Below are 18,066 nucleotides of genomic sequence, written 5' to 3' on the forward strand. Positions count from 1 at the left end.
AGTAGCAAAAACTTTTTCATAGAAAAATCGCGACATCGTGTCTCGCTATTCTTCTCATTTTGCCCTTTCTCACATTATCGGGGCGTATGACTGAAAAGTAATTTTTGCCGGTGTTTACAGGCTCAATTGCGAATCAATCGTATTTCCTACGGCGTTTCGTAGCGCAATGGTGAAAAAGCCCGGTGCAATGCAGGTCTTTTAACAACCAGCGGCCATTGACACTCAAAATGACCATGTTATTTTGTCGACCTATGTTCACCAACGAGCAAGGTCAGCTCAATCCGCAGGGATTCTGATTTCGCGCAAGTTGTGACTAGCTAACTAGAGCAGTCGAGCGATTGCGAGTGCTGAGACCAATTGGCCCGTAGTTGCTTGCTGAGCAAAAACTTTCGTCTTCCCCGCCGCTACCAACCGTCGTGGCCCTGGGGACAAAACAATTTTGACGGTGACACAGAGAATAGTCGCGTTGCAGGAGGGACATGTGATCCCCCGCGATGCCCCAGATTTCCCAAGAGGAGGAATTTTTATGAAAAATGTATTGGTTGCTTTGACCGCCTTGGTCATGGTTGTGACAAGCTTCGCCGTTACGGATGCCGAAGCTGGTTTGTTCCGTAATCGTAAGAACAAGTGCTGCAAGGAAACTTGCTGCGAGCCAGTTTGCTGTGAACCAGCTCCTTGCTGCGAACCAGCCCCTTGTGCTTGTGAAGCTCCTGCTCCCGCTCCTTGCGGTTGCGAAGCTGCTGCCGCTCCTTGCGGTTGCGAAGCCTCGCTGTGCAGCTGCCCAACCCGTCGCGAAGCTCGTAAGGCTCGTCGTCACGGCTGCTGCGCGCAGACCTGTGGTTGCGAAGCTGCCGCTGCTCCTTGCGGATGTGAAGCTGCTGCCGCTCCTTGCGGTTGTGGCGAAGCCGCTCCTGCTATGGAAGGTGCTGCTCCCGAAGCCGCTCCCGAAGCTCCTAGCAGCGATTCAACCACCTGAGTTGGTTTGAATTGTTTGAAGTGTTAAACGAAAAGCCGGATCTCGCTCGTCGAGTTCCGGCTTTTTTATTGCGCGCCGCTCGCGGCTTAGCGCCATATTCCGTGGCAAAGCGACGGGCGAAATATCAACGCAGCAACACCACCAGCATCACGATAAGCAACAAGATAATCATGCCCCCCAGAAACAGGGTCAGCGTTTTGATTTGATCCTTCTTCTGCCGCTGCCGACGACGATACATGCTCGTCACTTGCGGATCGTTGGGCAACTTTGGTTCCGTCTTGATGCTGACCGACTCTTCCACGAACGACTTGGGCCGCACGATGGGCACGGCCTCTAGCACCGCCCCCAATTCGGGAAACACATCGCTCGCGCGTTGCCAATCGAGCCAACCCGTCTTCCACACCCACGTATCGCGGCCAATCGTGCCGTCCGCAATACATGTCTTCACCAGCGACATCGTAGCGGGACCCTTCTGCTCGCCACTGCTAGTCCGCACGTGCCAAAGTTCCGTGGTCAACCCCACGGGAGAGGCCGGTTCGAGGTCTAGCTCAAGATCTTCTTCCAACGGCATGATCGTGGGCACCGCATCATCTATGGCTGCGACCGTGCCGCCACTTTCCATCGGCACCAAGAATTTGGCATCGCAGTCGGGGCAGATCCCGCGCTTCCCCGCGAGGAACGCTTTCACGTTGAGTTTGTGGCCGTTCGGACAATAAAAACGAATACCCATAACTTCAGTTTAACCAGCGTGACAATTGGGGAGAAGCGCCACAGACGCGCGTGAAATTCCCCGCTATAGTGCGAACTCCGATAAAATGACCAATGACCAAGCCCTGAATGACCAATCGACTTTTATTGGTCATTTGTTTCCTGAGCTCCGACCTCTGGCCCCTCACCTCTGCCCATCTATGTCCTTACTCGCCGTCATCATCATGGCCATTGTGCAGGGAATCACTGAGTTCCTGCCGATCAGCAGCGACGGTCACCTCGCCGTGGTTAACGCGCTCATGGAATCGTTCGGTGGCAAACCGGCGCCTGATCTGTTGGAAGTGACACTCGTGTTGCATTTGGGGACGTTGGCCTCGGTCCTCGTCTACTATCGCAAGGAACTTGTGCGGCTGCTGTTCCAAGATCGCCGCGCGATCGTGCCGATCATTTTCGCCACGATCCCCGCGGTGATCATTGGCCTCGGTATCGAAAAGGGCCTCCCCGACAGCATTAGCAAACCCCTTTTAGAAAGCCCGCTGCTTGCCGGCTTTGGTTTTTTGATTTCAGCGGCCGCCTTGTGGTGGGGGTCGCGCAGCACGACTGGCAACATGCACTACACCGAGCTTCCGCCCGGCAAAGCCACGCTCATCGGTATCTTGCAATCGATCGCAATCCTCCCCGGCGTCTCGCGCAGCGGCATGACGATCTCCGGCGGGCTCGGCGCGGGACTCGAACGCGGAGCCGCCGCGACATTTTCATTCTTAATGGCCGTCCCCGTGATTGCCGGGGCAGGGCTATTGAAGATGCTCGATCTCTACAAGCAAGGCTCAACGACTACGCCGATCCCCAATCTCGCGGTGGGCTTCGTCGTGTCGATGATCGTGGGCCTCGCGGCGATCGCCGTATTAATGCGATTTGTGAAGAGCGGCAAATTGATGGTCTTCGTGTATTATCTCGTGCCGCTGGGGATCGCGGTGATTATCTGGCAGATGACGAAGTAACGTGTCATTCCGAGGGGAGTTCTGCGACCCGAGGAATCTGGCTTCTATCATCACACGCTTAACATGCGTGAATGTGCTACACACCAGATCCCTCGGTCGGCGAGCCTCTCTCGGGATGACCATTCAGGGCAACGCCCCCTCCTGTTCTCCGCACACTTCCTTGGATCGCGTTGCGATCCGGCAAGGAGACCCTCTGCCAAAATGGCAGCGATCTTCCGGCTTTCTTCACTTGGACAGCGGAAATGGCAGAAACGGCCAATTCGCTCGTTTTTCTTAATCCGTTACCACGCCGCAACTTGCGAATTGTCTAACAATTGGCGCGAACCTTGCTTTAGGCCCATTGCCAGCGGGGACGTTCTGCGCCCTAATAACATGTTTCCCCGTGCTTCAAAACAGAAAACAGGGCCCTGCGATTCGTTGAATCGCGGCTAGGCCGTGTCGCAACGCCGACACACCGTATTCAGATCTTTTACAATTCGGAGGACAACACACATGGCAACCGCCACCAAGAAGAAGAGCAAGGTCACGCTGCAACCCCTGGGCGACAAAGTCGTCGTCGAGCGTGAAGAATCCCTCGACAAGACCGCCGGCGGTATCTTTCTGCCTGACTCGGCCAAGGATAAGCCATCTCGCGGCACGATCATCGCCATTGGCAACGGCAAGTTGCTCGACGACGGCACCCGCGGCGCGATGCAAGTCAAAAAGGGCGACCGTGTCCTCTTCACCAGCTACGCCCCCGAAGCAATCAGCATCGACGACGAAGAATATCTGCTCATGAGCGAGAGCGACATCCTCGCGGTGATTGAATAATCCAATAGAGATCAGGGGGTCGGAGGCCAGAGGTCAGTGTTTTTTCTGACCTCTCACCACTGGCCTCCGACCTCTTCAACACATAACACGCAACTCATAACTCGTAACTAAGGAAATTAATCAATGGCCAAAATGATCGCTTTCGATCAAGAAGCTCGCGATGCCATGCGTCGCGGCGTCGGCAAACTGGCCCGCGCGGTCAAAATCACGCTCGGTCCCAAGGGCCGCAACGTCATCCTGCAAAAATCCTTTGGCTCGCCGACCGTCACCAAAGACGGCGTCTCGGTCGCCAAGGAAATCGAACTTGAAGACACCTATGAAAACATGGGTGCTCAAATGGTCAAAGAAGTTGCCAGCCGCACGAGCGACGTCGCTGGCGACGGCACTACCACCGCCACCGTCCTTGCCGAAGCGATCTTCAACGAAGGTCTCAAGGCCGTCGTTGCGGGCGTGAATCCCGTGCAAATGAAGCAGGGCATCGAGAAGGCCGTCGAAGACATCACCGCCGAACTCAAGAAGATGGCCGTGAAGATTAAGACCTCCGAAGAGATGGCCCAAGTCGGTACGGTGGCCTCGAACGGCGACCGCGAAATTGGCGACATGCTCGCCAAGGCCATGGAAAAGGTCGGCAAAGACGGCGTGATCACCGTCGACGAAGGCAAGAGCCTGGCCACTGAAGTCGAATGGGTCGAAGGTATGCAGTTCGACCGCGGCTATCTGTCGCCTTACTTCGTGACCGACAGCACCAGCATGGAATGTGTGCTCGAAGATTGCTACGTCCTGGTTCACGAAAAGAAGATCAGCAACATCAAGGATTTGGTTCCTTGCTTGGAAGCCGTCGTTAACAGCGGCAAGCCGTTGTTGATCGTCGCTGAAGACATCGAAGGCGAAGCTTTGGCAACGCTCGTGATCAATCGCCTGCGTGGCACGTTCCAAGTCTGTGCCGTGAAGGCCCCCGGCTTTGGCGATCGTCGTAAGGCTCAACTCGAAGACATCGCGACCCTCACCGGTGGTCAAGCGATCTTCGAAGATCTCGGCATCAAGCTCGAAAGCGTCGGACTCAAGGAACTCGGCCGCGCAAAGAAGGTGATCGTCGAGAAGGACAACACCACGATCATCGAAGGCGCCGGCAAGAGCGATGCCATCAAGGGTCGCATCGAGCAGATTCGCCGCGAGATTGAAAACACCTCCAGCGACTACGACAAGGAAAAGTTGGAAGAGCGTTTGGCGAAGCTCGCCGGCGGCGTGGCCAAGGTCAACGTCGGTGCCGCGACCGAAAGCGAAATGAAGGAAAAGAAAGCCCGCGTCGAAGACGCCCTGCATGCCACACGTGCGGCCGTCGAAGAAGGCATTCTCCCCGGTGGTGGCGTCGCCCTGTTGCGGGCGAGCAAGGCTGCCAAGCCTGATGGCCTCAGCCACGATCAGGAAGTCGGCTACAAGATCGTCGTGCGTGCTTGCCGCGCCCCTCTGACCGCAATCGCTGCGAACGCTGGCCAAGACGGCGGCATCGTGTGCGAAAAGGTCGGCGAAGCCAAGGGCAACAACGGGTACAACGCCGCGACCGACGTCTACGAAGACATGGTCAAAGCGGGCGTGATCGACCCAACGAAGGTGACTCGCACGGCACTGCAAAACGCCGCGAGCGTGGCAACCTTGTTGTTAACTTCGGACGCGTTGATCGCCGAGGCCCCCAAGAAGGACAAGAAAGCCGCCGCAGCCCCCGGCATGGACGACATGTATTGATGAGTCGCGAGTTAAGGGTGGCGAGTTGTGAGAAATGACTCGCAACTCGAATCTCAAAACTCGCAGCTATTTTGACAACTTAACGACCCCGGTGGAGAGCGATCTCCATCGGGGTTTTTTTACCGTGACTCTCGCTAGAAAAGGAAAAAGCAGATGACTCGCGAAGAACTAGTCAAAAATTATGAGAAACTCAGCTTTGGTAAAAAGGCTGGTATCGGCAGGTTAGTCACCGAAGAGATGCACGACGAGGTCTACGAATGCCTGTCAAAGCTTAACAGTGATCCAATCACAAAGGTTCAACTCAATCAACTTCTTGTGATTTCAAAGTGCGGGAGTATATCGGACGGCTATTTTCAATACTATTGGAAAAAAATCCCGAAGCATCCATATGATGTTACGAAGGTCGAGTTCTATAACAGCAAATGGACGACTTCCGACAGCCAGCAAATAGTGGCCCACAACCATCTTAAATGGGGTTTATATCGAGTTGCCATAGATGGTTTATTATATTTTGGCAACGTGACAGCGGGCTTTAATTCTTTGAGATCAATGTCTTACGATAATCTATCGCGTTTTTTTGAACAAAAAAGATTCGACTCAGATGCAATCTCTGCCCGTGGCCCAGCCTTACCTCTCAGACAAATTACAAAAGATGATCGCTATTTAATATCTGAAATGGCATGCAAGACTTTCGGAGACGTCCCGGAAGATTCTGAAGTAGCACGCGAGCTGTTGCAAAATGCGTTGACAAAGCACTACGAAGCCGGAGGTAAAGAAATTACGTTTAAAGAACTACTGAACAACGCCATAATTGAAAAAACTAATCCCGAACAGCATATGCAATACACGCTCGCATTTGACGATGTTTTGGAAGACGAATTAGAAACTAATGCTGATCTCGCTGGAAAGTTTGATGGTCTGCTTGAAAAATTCTACGAGGCACGGAAAAAGGCCTCTGAAAATACCGATCTGTACCTGTCGATGGTTAACGACCTTGATGTCTATGTTGCGACCAGCATGCGAACTCGCAAGAACTTCCGCGATATGGCAACAGCTTGCGAAACGATCTTCGGGGACAAAAAGGTAGAGCATCTTCATCTTAGATATTTTGATCCGACTTTAAGTGCTGCGCGCGGTCACGAAGACAAAGGACTAATAGAATGCTTGATGGTGAAGTGCGCAAAGGTTCTTGTCTACTGCGAAGGTGAAAAGGAGAGCTATGGAAAGGATGCAGAAGCAGCTATGGCGCTGAGCCTGGGTAAACCTGTAATTTTCTTCTGCGATCATGGAAAGAAAACAAACTTCTATCGTGATGTCCACCCTCTGTCCCGATTGATTGATTTTAGAACTGGAGTCGCTGTTGGCGCAATTGTGACGGATCAAGTAGATCAAGTAGCTGAACTATTGAAGCGGATATTCGAAAATACCATGGAATACAAGATCGAGCATCATGCAAAAAGACCGGGATATTTGAAACTTATTGAAAAACTGACCGATTCCGTTGTCAGACTTCAGACAGATGATGAGCTTCTTACTTCGACTTTTTGGAATAACTACCACAACCGACAGCGCGATGGCTTTATTTCGCTTGCAGCCGGAAAGGAAGCGGAGCGACTACAAGAATGATATGCAATGCCGTCGTACGCCCCTTCTGTGGCACGGTTCGGAACTACAAAGTGGAATTAAATCATGACCATCGAAGCCACCTATCGCGACGGGGCTTTTCATCCCGTTCATCCGATTAGCCTCCCCGAGAATACCCGGGTCGAGGTGAGCGTTCCCGCGCAACTTTCTCGCGAAGAGATCATCGCCCTGCGGCCGAAGGCGCCGAAGATTACCGTCGAAGAGTTTGATGCGATTATGAAGAGAAATAAACTCTCGGCGCCGTCCTTGCCGGTCGACTTTTCTAGAGAAGACATCTATAGCGATCACGATTAATGTCTTATCTGTTAGATACCGGGATTTTACTTCGACTCGCTAATCCACAGGACGTGCAGCATTAGACAGTTTCCAGCGCCGTTCGGCTGCTTATCAACCGCCAAGATGAACTGGTGATAGCTACTCAGAACGTAGCGGAATTCTGTAACGTGTTTACTCGTCCTGTCGCAGCTAACGGATTAGGACTTTCTCCGGCCGAAGCCATTGATTTTATTCAGCAGGATATCGACCCCATTTGTCGTGTCGTCATTGATCACAAGACTGCTTACGATGAACTCAAACGCCTGATCGCCACATACTCCGTCATAGGCAAACAAGTCCACGATGCGCGGCTCGTCGCGATGATGCTTGCCTGGCAGATTGAAAGCATTCTTACGCTCAACAGCCGCGACTTCGAACGGTACGAGCCGGAAGGCATCAAAATCATCACGCCCGCGGAATTGATTGCCTCGGCTTAATCTCGCGATTTATTCGTGCTATTCGAATAATTCGTGGTTTCTCTGACAACTTAACATCACACATTTAACCAGCGAATTTGACCGCGCGATGTGGTATCCTGTCTTCCTGACGAGCCTCCCGCGTGAGCGGGGGGAGCTTTTCTTTAAGACCCTTCACGAAAAAACACCATGCTGCGCATTGCCTTGATCGTTCTACTTGGGCTGAAACTATTCGCGTCCAACATCTGCGTTGCCGACGATCGCCCGAATATCGTGTTCATCATGTCCGACGATCACGCTTATCAAGCGATTTCGGCCTACGGCTCGAAGCTTAACGAAACGCCGAACATTGATCGCATCGCGAAAGACGGCCTGCGCTTTGATCGTTGCTATGTGACCAACTCGATCTGTGGGCCGAGCCGCGCGTGCATTCTCACGGGCAAATACAGCCACAAAAATGGCTATTACGCCAACGAAAAACAGTTCAACGTCGACCAACAAACTTTCCCCAAGCTCTTGCAAAAGGCCGGCTATCAAACCGCGCTCATCGGCAAGTGGCATCTGGGAACCGAGCGCAACCCGACCGGCTTCGATCATTGGCAGATCTTTCAAGGGCAGGGCCAATACTACCAGCCGCGGATGATCACCCCGCTGGGGCCAGTCGAATATGTTGGCTACGCGACGGAATTGGTGACCGACCAGTCGCTCGCCTGGCTCAAGCAGGGCCGCGATCCGCAGAAGCCTTTCTTACTGATGATGCACCACAAAGCGCCGCATCGACCTTGGGCTCCCGCGCAGGGGCATCTCAAAGATTTCGCCGACAAGGAATTCCCAGAACCGGAAACATTGTTCGATGACTACAAGAATCGGGCCTCCGCAGCCGCGCGGGCCGACATGCGGATCAGTAAAGACATGGTCACCACGGGTCCCGATCTGAAAGCGTGGGACATGCCGCGATTCAATTCCAAAAAAGACACGCAGGACCGCAACTTCTTTTACAACCGGATGACGGTCAAGCAAAACAAAGCCTGGAAGGACGCTTACCTCAAAAAGAACGAAGCGTTCTATCAAGACGATCCAAAGGGCGAGGCACTCACGCGGTGGAAGTATCAGCGCTACATGCAGGATTATCTCGCTTGCGTGGCGTCGGTCGATGAAAGCGTCGGCGCGCTGCTTGATTATTTGGAGGAAAGCGGACTCGCGGATAACACGATCGTGGTGTATTGCTCGGACCAAGGCATGTACCTGGGCGAGCATGGTTGGTTTGATAAACGTTTCATGTACGAAGAATCGCTGCGCACACCGTTATTCATTCGCTGGCCGGGGGTTACCAAGGCTGGTTCAGTGAATAACGAGATCGTGTCGAATGTCGACTTTGCGGAAACGTTTCTTGATGCCGCGAGTGTGGAGATCCCCAAGGACATGCAGGGGAAAAGTTTTCGACCAATGCTCGCGGGGAAGACGCCCGAGGATTGGCGGAAGACGTTCTACTATCATTACTACGAAGGCATCGACGGTTGGCATGCCGTGTGTGAACACTACGGCGTGACCGATGGTCGGCACAAACTCATTCATTACTACAGGATCGATGAATGGGAGTTATTCGACCTGGAAAAAGATCCGCAAGAATTGCACTCCGTCTACGGCGATCCCGATTACGCGACGGTGCAAAAGGCGATGAACGACGAACTCCATCGACTGCGTACGGAGCTGGACGTGAAGAGCAATGATCCCACTTGAGCGCCACGTGCGCTTCTGCGCAACTGAAAGAATCGCCAATCTTTACCGCGCGAATCGTTGACAGAGTCTGGAAATCCAAGATATTATGCAGTGAAAGCGCTGTCATATTCGATGCCGCTTTTTTGGGTGCCTGCCAGGGTTTGTCGAAGGAGTGTCTTGTGCCAGTTTCCATCGAAGATGTTGCTCAACGGGCGAATGTTTCGATCAGCACCGTTTCGCGCGTGCTGAATCGCCGCAATATCGTCAACGACAAGACGCGCAAGCGCGTCGAATTGGCCATTCAAGAGCTTAACTACCGGCCTAATGTTTTTGCCCGGGGATTGATGCTCCAGCAAAGCAATATCCTCGGCTTGGTGCTGCCCGACCTGCACGGCGAGTTTTATTCCGAAATCATTCGGGGGGCGAATCTCAAAGCCCACGAACTCGGCTACCAACTGATGGTGTCGTCCGCCGGTGGCAATCACGACGGCAACACGGTGCTCTCGGCGGTTTCCAATCACGGTTTGGTCGACGGCATCGTCGTGATGGTTTCGGATATCGATTCCAAAACCAAAAAGACCTTGGGGCAGGTGATGATCCCCTTTGTCGTGCTCGATGGCCAAGTGGAAGGCGTGAAGCACGACAGCGTTGTGATCGATCAACGCCACGGCGCCGAGGCGATGGTCAAACATCTGATCAACGATTGCGGGGCCAAGCGAATTGTGTTCGTCGGCGGCTTGAAAACCAACATCGACACGATCGATCGTTTGGAAGCCTACAAAGACGTCATGCAGCGGGCCTCGCTGCCGGTTAATGACGACGATGTTTATCATCTGGACTTCAGCTACGAAAAAGCCTTCCAACTGGCCAGCAAGCTAGTCGAAGACTGGGCCGACACGAGCGCGTTTGTGTTTGCCGCGAACGATGAAATGGCCGCCGGTATTATCGACGCCGCGATTGAGAAGGGGATTTCCGTTCCCGATCAACTCCGCGTCGTCGGTTTCGACGACACGCGAATCGCTCAAATGACCCGGCCGCGACTGACGACGGTCCATGTGCCGATGTCGAGCATGGGGGCGTTGGCCGTCGAAGTTTTGTGCCAACGGCTCAAAGATCCGCAGCGCCCACCCACGAAGATGACGCTGCAATCGGACCTGGTTGTGCGCGAATCGTGCGGCTCGGCCACGGCGGAATCGCTGTAGTGTGTTGTTCGAGCCGATGGCTCGATTCTTGTCTTGTTGTCTTTTCTCTAAATCTTTTCTTTAACTCGACCGTCGTTTCCTTAGGAATCACATGGCAAACCCCGAGACAGTCCCTAACCCGGCGGACCGTGTGCCTTGGCATCAACTGATCGCCTACGGCTTGGGCGGTTTGATTCCGATTGCCCTCTTTAACATCGCGGGGCAACTCATAGGTTTGCTGGGTAATATCTCGTTGGGTTTGAGCGCGTTTTTGTTAGGGACGATCTTGATCATTCCCCGCCTGTGGGATGCGGTCTCCGATCCAATCATCGGTCACTTTTCCGACAACGTGCAGACCCCCTGGGGACGACGTCGGCCTTTTATTCTGGTCGGAGGGATCGCGGTCGAGTTGAGTTTTGTCGCCATGTGGTGGGTGCCGCGGGGGGAATGGATTCGCGAGATCTTCCCGAGCGAAGCGGCGTACAATTGGTTTCAATTGGTTTACATTCTCGTGGGCCTGCTGGTGTTCTTCACCGCGTGCAACGTGTTTGAAATCCCGCACGGCGCGCTGGGCATGGAAATGTCGAAGGACTACCACGAGCGCACGAGGCTCTTCAGTGCCAAGAGTTTCTTAGGAAACACGTTTGCGCTTGGAACACCTTGGCTCATCTTTTTCGCGACGATGGAATTCTTCCGGGGCCCCTCGGGAGATCTCATCGACGGCATGCGCTACGTCTCGATTGCGATCGCGGCCGTTCTGATCCCCATGAGCTATTGGTGGTTTCTGACGCTCAAAGAACCGGGTTTCGAAGGCTCCAAAGATAAGCCTCGCACTGCCTTTTGGGCGGACATGGGCACCGCGGTTGTGAATAAACCCTTTCTGTTGCTCGTGACGTGTGTTTTTACGCTTGCGATGGGGTTCAATTTTGTCGGCAACTTTAACAACTATATTACGATCTTTTATCTGTATGGCGGCGACACCACGGCGGCGAGCAAACTGCTGGGCATCGCTGGCACCACATGGGCCGTCACGGGTCTTCTCGCGGTCTTCCCGCTGAACTGGATCAGCAAGCGGATCGGCAAAAGATCGACGTTGCTGATGGCAATTGCCATCATGTGTACGGCACAGATTTCCAAGATTGTGTGCTACGATCCTGCGCATCCCTATCTGGTGCTGATCCCCACCATGCTGCTTTCGGCAGGCATGTTGATGTTTTTTACGCTTGGTTCATCAATGGTTGGCGACGTTTGCGATCAGGACGAACTACACACCGGCAGTCGGCGCGAGGGAACCTACTACTCGGTGTTTTGGTGGTTTATCAAAATGGGAACCGCGTTTGCGAGCTTTGTAACGGGAGCCTTGTTGCTCTACACGAGCTTCGATGAAAAGCAAAACGTGCAGGTGGAATCCTTGCTGAGTCACCTGGCCGCGGTGGGAAAGGCGACCGAAACCTGGGAAGGCGAGAGTCTGGCAACGCCTGTTCAGCAAGCAGCTATTGAAGGTGAAATTCGTAAGCTGGTCACTAAGTCCGAAGAAACGTTCGGCTACTTTGATCGAAAAAATAGCGGGACGCATCCCACGGATCACACCAAGACGCTGATTACGCGGATGGAGGACATCAACAAGCGCGTCTCCCAACTCGCGGCAGACACCGCTTTGCTCGACAATCGCGAAAAATTGAAAGCGGAGCTAAAACAACTTTCAGAATCCGCAGCTACTCTCAAAACCCAGGACCCGGAAACGCTGTTTCGGCTACGTTACGTGGAAATTGGCCTGCCGCTGTTGTTAAGCATCGCATCGGCCTACTTTGCTTGGCGATATCCGCTCACGGAGGAGCGCTGCTATGAAATCAAGCTCGAACTGGAACGGCGTCATGCCGCCGAAACGTCGACGGCCTAGGTTGAGATCACTGCAAGTCGTTCAATCGCAACGTAGCCGTCACGGGGAAATGATCGGAAGGAAATCGTCCCTCACGTTCGGTCTTGATGATCGCGGCGTCGATGACTTGCCATTGCTGGCTCACCAGAATCGCGTCGATCTTGCCGCCATCGGTTTTCCCTTGGAAGCCGTGAAAGGTTGTTTCGTTGGCTTCCTGAGGATGCAACTCGGCGAAGCTATCGCGCAAACCGATGTGCTCAAATGGCCTGCGTGCCGGATTGTCCGTGGCAACATTAAAGTCGCCCATCAGGATCACTGGTTCCGCAGGGTTGCCTGCACGAATCTTGCGGGCGATCAACTTGCCACTGCATAGTCGCGAGGGTTGTGAAACGTGATCCCAATGGGTGTTGTAAACGCGAATGACTTGGTTGCTGGTGCGATCTAGCAAGCGAGCCCACGTGCAAATTCGCGTGATCTCGTTCCCCCAAGACTTCGAGGCACGAACCGCGGGTGTGTCGGAAAGCCAGAATGTCTCGGACTCAAGCACATCGAAGCGGGTACGGTCGTAAACCAACGGCGAATACTCCCCCGCGCCGTCTTGCTCGCGGCCCACGCCCACGGCTGAATAGTGGGGGAACTTTTCCAAAATCAAATCGAGCTGGTCGCGTAACGCTTCCTGCATGCCCAGGATTTGCGGGTTCGCCTCGCGAAGAACGTCGAGCAACAGGTCGCGGCGATTTGGCCAGGAATTTTCCCCATCAGGAGCCGTGCTGAAGCGAATATTGAAGGTCATCGCCCGAATCGCCTCGCCATCGGCCACGCAGAATTGCGCCAACAGCGCTTGTGCAAAGAGCACCGCCACGAACAAAATCTGTTTCACAGTCATTTCCGCCTTAAAAGAAAAGTTCACGATGTCCGATCCGTTGCCCAAGTTTCCCGAGAACTTTACCTGGGGTGCCGCCACCTCGGCCTTTCAAATTGAAGGAGCCGCCCAAGACGATGGCAAAGGCCCGAGTGTGTGGGACAACTTCTGCACGATACCCAATAAGGTCCGCGGTGGCGATACGGGTGCGGTGACTTGCGATCATTACCATCGCTTTCGGGAAGATGTCGGTTTGCTCGCCGAGTTGCAAATCCCCGCTTATCGGTTTTCGATTTCCTGGCCCCGCGTGATGCCCCAGGGCGTGGGCCAAGTGAATGCTGCGGGACTCGATTTTTATGACTCGCTCGTCGACGAATTGCTCGCCAAGGGAATCGAACCTTGGCCGACTCTCTTTCATTGGGATTATCCGCTGCGGCTGTATGAAAAAGGGGGATGGCTCAATCCGGCCAGTTCCGAGTGGTTTGCCGATTACGTGCGGATCGTCGTCGAGCGATTGTCCGACCGCGTGAAGAATTGGTTCACGATCAACGAACCCCAATGCTTTATCCGCTTTGGCCACGGCGATGCGACCAATGCCCCGGGTTTGGTGTTGTCGCTGGCTGATCGTTTGCTGGCCAGTCATCACACGATGCTTGCACATGGCCGAGCCGTGCAAACGATTCGCGCCCATGCGAAGCAGCCTGCCAAGATTGGCTGGGCTCCCGTGGGAGTCGCCGCTGTGCCGGCATCATCGAGCGCGGCCGATATCGCCGCTGCGAATCTGGCGATGACGGAAGTGCCGGACATTCTGTGGACAAATACTTTGTACAACGACCCCGTGTTTTTCGGCCGCTATCCCGAGGAAGCGGAGCGTGCCTTTGGTGCCGCGATGCCACGTTACACGGCCGAAGAAATGCAGACGATTGCTCAGCCGGTTGATTTCCTTGGTTTGAATATCTACACCGGCACGATTGTCGAAGCCGACGAAGCCAACGGTTACCGCCCTCTGCCATTCCCGGCTTGGGCGATGCGTTCCGCCTTTGATTGGCCGATCATTCCTGAAACACTTTATTGGTGCCCCAAGTTTCACGCCGAGCGTTATGGCGTGCCGCTCTACATCACCGAGAACGGCATGGCGAACATCGACTGGGTCGATCTCGACGGCCACGTTCACGATCCCCAGCGCATCGATTATCTCCGGCGGTATATCCACCAAGTTCAACGAGCGATCAACGACGGCGTCGATTTGCGTGGCTATTTCCTGTGGTCGCTGCTCGATAATTTTGAATGGGGCGAGGGCTTTAGCAAACGGTTCGGCCTGGTCCACGTCGATTTCACAACCCAACAGCGCACGATCAAAGATTCGGCCTATTGGTATCGCGAACTCATCAAAACCAACGGCGCATCGCTCTAACTTATTTACATTCATTAGCGCCCATCAGCGTTTATTAGCGATTACATATATTCCTCCATGGCCGAAGTTCTCACCTCTGTCCTACCGATCTTCCTGCTCATTCTGCTGGGCTGGGTGTTTAAACGCAGCGCGCTGTTGGAGGACTACGGCTGGGTTGCGCTCGAGCGACTCACCTATTACGTGCTGTTTCCTTGCTTGCTCGGTGTGACGCTGGCCGAAGCGGAATTTCACGATTTCGCCATTCGAGGCGTGGCCGGGGCGATCATACTGGCGATTGCCATCGTCACCGCCGGTTTGCTCGCGGTGCGGAAGGTGTTCTTTCCCGATGGGCCGCTCTTCACGAGCGTCTATCAGGGGAGCGTGCGGATGAACACCTACATCGGGCTGTCGATTGCCGCCACGTTCTATGGCGAAGCAGGGCTTGCCGCCGCGGCACTGGCGATTGCGATCATTGTCCCGCTCGTGAATGTGGCCTGCGTGCTGATGCTTGGTTGGTTCGGCAACGCGGCGGGTCAGGGTGTGCGCGGCATGCTCGACGCCTGCTTCAAAAATCCGCTGATCGTGGGGTCGTTTGTCGGTTTAGCTTTGAATGTGACAGGCATCGGCATGCCGCCGTTGTTGGGACCCATGGCCGAGATTCTGGCCGAGGCGGCTTTACCGTTGGGCTTGTTGGCAGTGGGGGCCGCACTCCACTTTGAGGCCATCAAGCAAACCGGCGCGATCGTCGTGGTGACGTCGGCGATCAAGCTCGTGGTGTTGCCGCTGCTGACGTGGGGGCTGTTACGACTGTTCGGCGTAAACGGCGTCGAAGGGGCCATCGCGATTCTGTTCAACGCACTCCCCACGGCAACGAGCTCTTACATTCTCGCCAGCCAATACGGCGGCGATGCCAAACTTATGGCCAGCATCATCTCGATCGAAACCCTGCTTTCGATGTTGACGCTCTCAGCCGTGCTGGCGCTGTTGATGTAAGCAGGCCTTACTCAACAACCTCGAACGTTCCGGCCAGCGGCGCGATGGAACTGCCACCCACGTACAGCTCAAATTTGCCGGGCTCGAGGATTTGCTCTTCGTCGTTGTTGTAGAACTTCAGATCATCCGCGGGAATCGCAAATTCCAGCACGTCGCTCTCCCCCGGTTCAAGATGCACGCGCCGAAAGGCCTTCAGCTCGCGCACAGGCCGGGCAATGCTGCCCACGAGATCGCGGATGTAGACCTGCACGACTTCGTCTCCAGCAATATCGCTGGTGTTCTTAATCGGCACCCGCACGGCGAGCACCTGCCCCGCCTTGAGCTTTTCTGTGGAGAGTTCGACCTTGCCGTACTCGAAGTTGGCGTAAGACAAACCATAGCCGAAAGGGAACAAGGGATACGCGCCAACGTCGAGATAGTTGGAATTGTAACCTTGGTCCAAATCCAGCTTTTCATCGTAGAATTTGTCCTTCGCAAAATCGTATTCGCGCGTCGGACGGCCCGTGTTCACATGGTTGTAGTAAAGCGGAATCTGCCCCACGGATTTGGGGAACGTGATCGGCAGCTTGCCCGAAGGAGATTCTTTGCCCCACAGTAGATCAGCCAGCGCGGGCCCCGCCATCGTTCCTGCGTGGAAGGAAAATAGCACCGCGTCGACTTGCTCCACTTCCTTGCCAATCGTCAACGAGCGGCCTGCTTCGACGATCATGACCGTGGGCTTGCCGACCTTGGCGATCGCTTCCACAAGCTCGCCTTGCGCACCGGGCAGATCGAGCAGAGCGCGACTGCGAGCTTCGCCCGAAAGATTGGCCCGTTCGCCGACGACCATAATCACCATGTCGGCTTGCTCGGCCGCCTTCACGGCGTCGTCAAAATCTTGCGTGCTGTCATCCAAATCGTCCTTCAAACCGGGGACAAATTTGACTTCGATCTCTTTGCCCGCCGCTTCACGAATTCCAGCCAGCGGTGTGATGCTATCCTCTTCGCGACCATCGGGAATCCAGGTCCCCAGTTGCTCGCGCTTCATGTCGGCGAGTGGTCCGATCACCGCGATCTTCTTGACCTTCTCTGCCTTGATCGGAAGTGTGCCGTCGCCATTCTTGAGCATCACCACCGATTGCCGTGCGATTGCGCGGGACGATTCCAAATGCGATTTATCGAGCAGCACCGAAGGCTTCTTCGCATCGACATAAGGATCTTCAAACAAACCAAGCTGGAACTTCACGCGCAGAATCTCTTTCACGAGGTCGTCGACGACGCTTTCGGGGACCACATTCGTTTTGACAAGTTCCACCAAATGATTGTGAAACGTGAGGCTCGTCATTTCCATATTCACACCGGCGAGTGCCGCTTGAATGGCGGCTTCGCGTTCGTCGGCGGCAAAACCGTGGGGGATCATTTCACGCACCGATTCCCAGTCGCTCACCACAAAACCACGAAAGCCCCATTCGCCGCGTAATACGTCCCGCAGTAAATACGTGTGCCCCGTCATTGGAACACCGTTCAGATCATTGAACGCGCTCATCAAAGTGGCCACACCGGCATCGACTGCCGCGCGGAAGGGGGGGAGATAGACGTTTCGCAACAGCGAGGGTGAAATCACGGTCGTGTTGTAATCGCGACCCCCCTCAGCAGCCCCGTAGCCGACGAAATGTTTCACACAGGCGGCGATCCGGTCGTTGCTTGCTAGATCATCGCCTTGATAGCCACGCACCGAAGCCGCTGACAAAGCACTGGCAAGCAAAGGATCTTCGCCGAAGCTTTCAGCAATGCGTCCCCAACGCGGATCGCGCGAGATGTCGACCATCGGGGCAAACGTCCAATGAATTCCCACCGAGCGGGCTTCCTTGGCGGCGACCGCACAACCTTCTTCCACCAACTCGGGGTTCCAGCTTGCCGCCTGACCCAACGGAATAGGAAAAATCGTGCGATAACCATGAATCACGTCGCGGCCAATGATCAGCGGAATTCCCAAGCGGCTGTCTTCCACCGCCACGCGCTGAAATTCGTTGACTGTTTCGATGTTGATTTCGTTGAGAATCGAACCAAGTTGGCCGTTGCGAATCAATTGATAGAGTTCGCTGCCAGCCACGACGTTCTTGGCATCGCCCGTCGCTGCACCGCCGATGCCGTTGGTCTGTCGCAGCTGCCCGACCTTTTCTTCGAGCGTCATTTGCGAGAGCAGCTCTTCCAATCGCTCGTCGAGATCGAGCTTTTCATCAAGCCAAATCTTGTCCACGGCAACCGTGTCCGCGGCCAACAGCGAGGGAACGGATACAAGCATGCCCCAGCACAGCAAAGCAGCCGCTAGAGAAAAGAAACCAACACGCGAACGAAACGAAGTCTGCTTAGCCAAAGTCATTGCTGTTCCAAATCACGAAGAAGAAGGTTGCCGCCTAAGGAAGTTCTATTTTGCAGAATAGTCC

The 18,066-nt window shown here is 54.5% G+C and carries 15 protein-coding genes; 12 read left to right on the top strand and 3 right to left on the bottom strand.

Annotation, left to right across the window (positions count from 1 at the left end):
• The first annotated feature begins 526 nt into the window (after positions 1-526).
• A complete protein-coding gene (locus AC6T8Q_RS01660) occupies positions 527-976 on the top strand; it encodes a hypothetical protein (protein ID WP_496920715.1) in 450 nt (149 codons plus the stop codon).
• A 124-nt stretch (positions 977-1,100) separates the two neighbouring features.
• Here the strand turns inward: AC6T8Q_RS01660 and AC6T8Q_RS01665 are convergent, their stop codons facing one another.
• Positions 1,101-1,706 carry a DUF4339 domain-containing protein gene (locus AC6T8Q_RS01665; protein WP_500677438.1) on the bottom strand — a complete coding sequence of 202 codons (606 nt, stop codon included), beginning with the start codon at positions 1,704-1,706 and terminating at the stop codon, positions 1,101-1,103.
• A 178-nt stretch (positions 1,707-1,884) separates the two neighbouring features.
• On the opposite strand from AC6T8Q_RS01665, the gene AC6T8Q_RS01670 reads away from it, so the two are divergent.
• The 9 genes from AC6T8Q_RS01670 (at position 1,885) to AC6T8Q_RS01710 (ending at position 12,413) form a co-directional block, all read left to right on the top strand.
• Positions 1,885-2,685, top strand: coding sequence for an undecaprenyl-diphosphate phosphatase (locus tag AC6T8Q_RS01670; RefSeq protein ID WP_500677439.1), 801 nt, complete (start codon positions 1,885-1,887; stop codon positions 2,683-2,685).
• Between the two features lie 492 nt (positions 2,686-3,177).
• Positions 3,178-3,495 (top strand): co-chaperone GroES, encoded by a 318-nt coding sequence (locus AC6T8Q_RS01675; protein ID WP_500677440.1) that lies wholly within the window; start codon positions 3,178-3,180, stop codon positions 3,493-3,495.
• Positions 3,496-3,618: 123 nt separating this feature from the next.
• Positions 3,619-5,238: a chaperonin GroEL gene (gene groL / locus AC6T8Q_RS01680; RefSeq protein ID WP_496920719.1), complete on the top strand. Its 1,620-nt coding sequence runs from the start codon at positions 3,619-3,621 to the stop codon at positions 5,236-5,238.
• 153 nt (positions 5,239-5,391) lie between these two features.
• Positions 5,392-6,864: a hypothetical protein gene (locus AC6T8Q_RS01685; protein WP_500677441.1), complete on the top strand. Its 1,473-nt coding sequence runs from the start codon at positions 5,392-5,394 to the stop codon at positions 6,862-6,864.
• A gap of 63 nt (positions 6,865-6,927) precedes the next feature.
• Positions 6,928-7,176 (top strand): antitoxin family protein, encoded by a 249-nt coding sequence (locus tag AC6T8Q_RS01690; RefSeq protein WP_500677442.1) that lies wholly within the window; start codon positions 6,928-6,930, stop codon positions 7,174-7,176.
• Positions 7,177-7,325: 149 nt separating this feature from the next.
• Positions 7,326-7,634, top strand: coding sequence for a hypothetical protein (locus AC6T8Q_RS01695; RefSeq protein ID WP_500677443.1), 309 nt, complete (start codon positions 7,326-7,328; stop codon positions 7,632-7,634).
• 168 nt (positions 7,635-7,802) lie between these two features.
• Complete coding sequence (locus AC6T8Q_RS01700; protein WP_500677444.1) at positions 7,803-9,353, top strand: sulfatase family protein; 1,551 nt, start codon at positions 7,803-7,805, stop codon at positions 9,351-9,353.
• A 158-nt stretch (positions 9,354-9,511) separates the two neighbouring features.
• The gene (locus AC6T8Q_RS01705) at positions 9,512-10,534 is read left to right on the top strand and encodes a LacI family DNA-binding transcriptional regulator (protein ID WP_500677445.1); all 1,023 of its coding nucleotides are present in this window, start codon (positions 9,512-9,514) and stop codon (positions 10,532-10,534) included.
• 91 nt (positions 10,535-10,625) lie between these two features.
• Entirely contained in the window at positions 10,626-12,413 is a 1,788-nt protein-coding gene (locus tag AC6T8Q_RS01710) for an MFS transporter (RefSeq protein ID WP_500677446.1), read from the top strand.
• Positions 12,414-12,420: 7 nt separating this feature from the next.
• Here the strand turns inward: AC6T8Q_RS01710 and AC6T8Q_RS01715 are convergent, their stop codons facing one another.
• Positions 12,421-13,272 (bottom strand): endonuclease/exonuclease/phosphatase family protein, encoded by an 852-nt coding sequence (locus AC6T8Q_RS01715; RefSeq protein ID WP_500677447.1) that lies wholly within the window; start codon positions 13,270-13,272, stop codon positions 12,421-12,423.
• Positions 13,273-13,303: 31 nt separating this feature from the next.
• Between AC6T8Q_RS01715 and AC6T8Q_RS01720 the strand changes: the two genes are divergently transcribed.
• Both AC6T8Q_RS01720 and AC6T8Q_RS01725 read left to right on the top strand, forming a co-directional pair.
• Complete coding sequence (locus AC6T8Q_RS01720; protein WP_500677448.1) at positions 13,304-14,668, top strand: GH1 family beta-glucosidase; 1,365 nt, start codon at positions 13,304-13,306, stop codon at positions 14,666-14,668.
• A gap of 57 nt (positions 14,669-14,725) precedes the next feature.
• On the top strand, positions 14,726-15,640 hold the full coding sequence (locus AC6T8Q_RS01725; RefSeq protein WP_500677449.1) for an AEC family transporter: 915 nt from the start codon (positions 14,726-14,728) through the stop codon (positions 15,638-15,640).
• A 7-nt stretch (positions 15,641-15,647) separates the two neighbouring features.
• On the opposite strand, the gene bglX is transcribed toward AC6T8Q_RS01725, so the two are convergent.
• A complete protein-coding gene (gene bglX / locus AC6T8Q_RS01730; protein WP_500677450.1) occupies positions 15,648-18,002 on the bottom strand; it encodes a beta-glucosidase BglX in 2,355 nt (784 codons plus the stop codon).
• Positions 18,003-18,066 lie beyond the last annotated feature (64 nt).

This window comes from Bythopirellula sp. (assembly GCF_041737835.1).
GTDB lineage: Bacteria > Planctomycetota > Planctomycetia > Pirellulales > Lacipirellulaceae > Bythopirellula.

Bases quoted from the DNA above. Each gene is read 5' to 3' on its own strand.
- AC6T8Q_RS01725 (WP_500677449.1), top strand. From the start codon at position 14,726: ATGGCCGAAGTTCTCACCTCTGTCCTACCGATCTTCCTGCTCATTCTG.
- AC6T8Q_RS01685 (WP_500677441.1), top strand. From the start codon at position 5,392: ATGACTCGCGAAGAACTAGTCAAAAATTATGAGAAACTCAGCTTTGGT.
- AC6T8Q_RS01690 (WP_500677442.1), top strand. From the start codon at position 6,928: ATGACCATCGAAGCCACCTATCGCGACGGGGCTTTTCATCCCGTTCAT.
- AC6T8Q_RS01670 (WP_500677439.1), top strand. From the start codon at position 1,885: ATGTCCTTACTCGCCGTCATCATCATGGCCATTGTGCAGGGAATCACT.
- AC6T8Q_RS01700 (WP_500677444.1), top strand. From the start codon at position 7,803: ATGCTGCGCATTGCCTTGATCGTTCTACTTGGGCTGAAACTATTCGCG.
- bglX (WP_500677450.1), bottom strand. From the start codon at position 18,002: ATGACTTTGGCTAAGCAGACTTCGTTTCGTTCGCGTGTTGGTTTCTTT.
- AC6T8Q_RS01660 (WP_496920715.1), top strand. From the start codon at position 527: ATGAAAAATGTATTGGTTGCTTTGACCGCCTTGGTCATGGTTGTGACA.
- AC6T8Q_RS01720 (WP_500677448.1), top strand. From the start codon at position 13,304: ATGTCCGATCCGTTGCCCAAGTTTCCCGAGAACTTTACCTGGGGTGCC.
- AC6T8Q_RS01665 (WP_500677438.1), bottom strand. From the start codon at position 1,706: ATGGGTATTCGTTTTTATTGTCCGAACGGCCACAAACTCAACGTGAAA.
- AC6T8Q_RS01675 (WP_500677440.1), top strand. From the start codon at position 3,178: ATGGCAACCGCCACCAAGAAGAAGAGCAAGGTCACGCTGCAACCCCTG.
- groL (WP_496920719.1), top strand. From the start codon at position 3,619: ATGGCCAAAATGATCGCTTTCGATCAAGAAGCTCGCGATGCCATGCGT.
- AC6T8Q_RS01710 (WP_500677446.1), top strand. From the start codon at position 10,626: ATGGCAAACCCCGAGACAGTCCCTAACCCGGCGGACCGTGTGCCTTGG.